At 40.5% G+C, this 2,016-nt stretch carries 2 protein-coding genes; both read right to left on the reverse strand.

The genetic code is table 11. The features are described 5' to 3' along the window. Positions 1 to 211 precede the first annotated feature (211 nt). Complete coding sequence (locus AC3LHT_RS10650; RefSeq protein WP_488662884.1) at positions 212 to 1,114, reverse strand: nucleotidyl transferase AbiEii/AbiGii toxin family protein; 903 nt, start codon at positions 1,112 to 1,114, stop codon at positions 212 to 214. After that, the gene (locus AC3LHT_RS10655) at positions 1,111 to 1,704 is read right to left on the reverse strand and encodes a type IV toxin-antitoxin system AbiEi family antitoxin domain-containing protein (RefSeq protein ID WP_488662885.1); all 594 of its coding nucleotides are present in this window, start codon (positions 1,702 to 1,704) and stop codon (positions 1,111 to 1,113) included. Before AC3LHT_RS10655 ends, AC3LHT_RS10650 begins: the two co-directional genes overlap by 4 nt. Positions 1,705 to 2,016 lie beyond the last annotated feature (312 nt).

Consider the following 2,016-nt stretch of genomic DNA (forward strand, 5'->3'; position numbering starts at 1 on the left):
GCTAACGCGTGGGTATGCTTGGCTTCGCCAAGGGTAAGCCCAGCTGCGCTGGGGGTAGGCACGACGCCGTCGTGGGTTAGCATGCGTACAGCGGAATAGACGAAGATCGGGTATAGAATCTGGGGGTTGGAAAAATCCGTACAACGCACAACGTACAACCGACAACGATAATTGAGATCCGAGAAGACGAGAAGGTGATTACATTGCTTATTCAGTGTTTATCCCAATGCCATTGTTTTGGATTCCAAACAAGATCTTCACTTGATTTGAGTAAAGGTACAAAGAAGGTTTTCAATTTTTTCATAAGTTCCATGAAGCTAAGTTTGTTATCCAATCCGCTTCTAACCAGGAATGCCTCCCATTGTGTCTGTTTTTCTTTATTGGTTATGAACTCTGTTGAAAAAACGATATCTATGTCCTGGAATGTGGTGTTTCTATTCTCAAAAGTTTCGAGAATCGCTTTACGAAGGTTGCTCAAGTGGAACGAACTGTGAGAACAAAGATAGTAAATGTCGTAGAAGTCTTTCATTCTGCTTGTTTCATAATTCAAGCTGACGATTATTTGTAGTTTTTCTGCTAAAGCGGTTTCTTTTGAATAAACCATTATTAGAGGTTGAGTTTGATCTATGAGTGTCGGAAATCTGACTTCTACAGGCCCGTTGTGTATTCGATCTCCAAAGCCTATGTCAAGTTGTAAATTGCCTTTCGTTCTTTCAATGTTCCAAGGGATGATGACTCTCACTCCATTGTACTCTGCATCTTTTTTAATTATGGAAATCTTTAAGTTTTCTCCATTAAAAATGATTTCATCGTTGCAGGGTATTGAGGAGATTTGTTTGATTATCATCTCGATATTGTCAGGTGCATTAGAAATTGCTGTTCCAAGAAAATCAATGTCTTTTGTAGGGCGGAGATCCGGTAATCCATAAGCCAAAAACATCATGGCTCCTTTGAGAACAAGATTGCTACGAAAATTAGAAATCGAAAGGCGATAGAGAAACCTTTCTTGGGCATATCGCTGCAATATTCTTGTGTAATCAACTTTATTAACTCTAGCAATCCTTAGAAGCCGATCTTTTACCGAGGCGGCTATATTTCTTATTTCTTTGCTCATGTCTGCATCATACCCTTTATAAACGACATGATCTTTTCTGTTCTTGTGATTTTCATGTATTTTCTGAGTCTTGTGGTATTTCCATTACTCCAGATAAGATAATTTTTCAGCGCTTCGATTGCTAGGTCTTCTCCTAACCTATTTCTGAACCTGAATATGTCACAAACAGTTTTTTCTCGGTTGTAGATTCTTATTGGTCCAAATTCGGTATTGATTGTTTCAATACCAAGGGAGTGTGTATTTTCTCTAAAGTGAAAGAATCTTACGGGTGGATATTCTATTTTGGGCTTTTTATGATCATGTGGAATAGCAACATGGACCTCCCAGGGAGAAAAGGTTGTAAAATCATAGTAATCAAGAGCAGAAAGCAGGCAAATTACTCCTTTATGGACTGCACGGCAAATATCGACGAGTGAGACTATTTTAATGCCGGAGAAAGTAGATAAACGATAAAGTCCTGGTTTCACTTTTTCTATTGTTCCTTCTTCAAGAAGTTTTTTTATTTCTCTTGTGTGTATGCCATTTGCCTTTAGGTCTTTCATTCTTGCATAGCCATAGTGGTTTTTGAAGAAATCGAGAATTTTACTCATAATCCACCATCCTGGATCTATATTACTACCATTATTATACACTGGTAGTTAAAAAGAACCAAATTTGAATATGGTGATATCGGCGCTTCGGAGCAGCGGGTGATCATGCTAACGCGTGGGTAAGCCTAGCTTCGCTAGGGGTAGGCCCGGCTTCGCCGGGGGTCATTAGACGCTTGCGAGGCTGACAATTGGTGGAACGACGTTTGTGAAAGCTGTGCGCTGCTATGCAGCGGCTGTGCTGAGCTTTAGCTCAGCATAGCCGCAACCCCGCAGCGTAGAGGCGCAGTAGTTCGTGACAACCACAAAGTGGTT

Source organism: Kosmotoga sp. (assembly GCF_982836095.1).

Coding starts and splice junctions, on each gene's coding strand:
- AC3LHT_RS10655 (WP_488662885.1), bottom strand. CDS start 1,704: ATGAGTAAAATTCTCGATTTCTTCAAAAACCACTATGGCTATGCAAGA.
- AC3LHT_RS10650 (WP_488662884.1), bottom strand. CDS start 1,114: ATGAGCAAAGAAATAAGAAATATAGCCGCCTCGGTAAAAGATCGGCTT.